The following is a 1,595-nucleotide window of genomic DNA, read 5'->3' as shown; positions in this document are numbered from 1 at the left end:
CCTAACAACAACGGTCTAAGGACTCAGGAACAGTTTAACGAAATAGCAAGATTGTTGAGTGAAGTCGCTGCAGCTTATGGCTCAGATCCTAATACCGCTTATAACGGTGCCATGCAGAAATGTAAAATTCCTGATAAGAATTCGGATATTTTAACAACAAAAGAAGCGGATAGCTTAATTCAGTATTTGCGTGCTATCAAAATGCAAGTAGCACAATGAATTATGTACCACATAGAGTGTTATTGCCTCAATGGATTTTTGAGCAGGCGAAGGGGAATAAAGCTGAAATTAAGCGTCTGGTGCTTACATACATGCAACGCTATCCAAATTATAAAATCATCAAAGTAAGTGGTAGTTTTGCTGTTTGTGAACGCCTAGACGGATTTTTATAGGAGGGGAAGACGTGTCAGGAAACAATCAAAGAGACTTCAAGGGTATTTGGATTCCCTCTAATATTTGGCTTACAAAAGAGCTTACTTTACAAGAAAAAGTGTTTTTAGTAGAGATTGATAGCTTAGATAACGAACATGGTTGTTTTGCCTCAAATAAACATTTTGCAAACTTTTTTCAATTAAGTACAAGCAGATGTTCTGAAATTATCAATGAACTGAGGAAGAAAGGCTTAATCGAAATCTTAGTAACCTATAAACCAGGTACAAAACAAGTAGAAACACGTATTCTTCGTGTAAATAAAATGCATGAAATCTTTACAGGTAGACCCATTCGAGAAACCGAAGAGGGTATTCGGAAAATCGAAACAGGTATTCGGAATCCCGAAGGTGGTGTTCGGAATGTCGAAGCCCCCCCTTCGGGAAAGGCGAAGGGTAATAATACATTAATTAATAATACAAATTATACAGATGATATAGATAAAGATGCTGTCGCATTCGAAATAACATCCTTCTTCCAAGAGAATGTAAAACATACACTTTCCCCGATTGAAATTCAGACACTGGAATACTGGGCTTATGAGTATCCTAAGGATTTAATCTTAGAAGCAATAAAACGAACATCATTTGCTAATGCCGTAACAGTTAAATATACCGAGCGTATTTTGTTAAATTGGCAGCATCAAAGATTTACCACTTTGCAAGACGTATTAAGATCAGAGCAAGCATTTGAACAAAGAAAAAGAAACCAGAGCTCTTATTCGAATAAACAAAATGGACGTAAAGAGCCAATACCTGATTGGTTTGAAAATAGAAATGATGACATCAATCAAACTTCAACAACCACAGAAGAGTCCACAACACCAGTTATGGACTTTGAAGCAGAACGACAGAAAATACTAGCTATGTTAGGAAAGGCGAAATGACTATGAGCAGACATCAAAAAATCCGCAATCATTTAATTAAGGCGCTACAAGCTAAAGGTCAATCGGTGGACAAGCTTACTGACAGGGCTTTGCTAAAAGCGATAACTAAAAAGGGGGAATGAGTAGTGGCTCCCGTTAAATCCGTACCATTCCGCATCGTTACAAAACCTCGAACTGTTCAAGTAGGTGAAAAAATCGATTTTGAGGAAAGCTCAGCACGTATTACAACCATCAAAAAAATTGAGTTTTTGCCTGGTGATTATATTGCAGTTATAGGTTT

General features: G+C 37.2%; 2 protein-coding genes. Both read left to right on the top strand.

The window, feature by feature from the left end; translation table 11 throughout:
- Positions 1–219 (top strand): hypothetical protein (locus tag ACQKIM_RS28080; RefSeq protein WP_427550249.1); only part of this gene is annotated, 219 nt, incomplete at its 5' end.
- 184 nt (positions 220–403) lie between these two features.
- Positions 404–1,315 carry a DnaD domain protein gene (locus ACQKIM_RS28075; RefSeq protein ID WP_427550247.1) on the top strand — a complete coding sequence of 304 codons (912 nt, stop codon included), beginning with the start codon at positions 404–406 and terminating at the stop codon, positions 1,313–1,315.
- The last annotated feature ends 280 nt before the right edge of the window (positions 1,316–1,595 follow it).

This window comes from Lysinibacillus sp. NPDC047702, assembly GCF_050272555.1.
GTDB lineage: Bacteria > Bacillota > Bacilli > Bacillales_A > Planococcaceae > Lysinibacillus.
The sequence above is the reverse complement of the archived record's forward strand: the minus strand, read 5'-3'. Positions and strand labels throughout refer to the sequence as shown.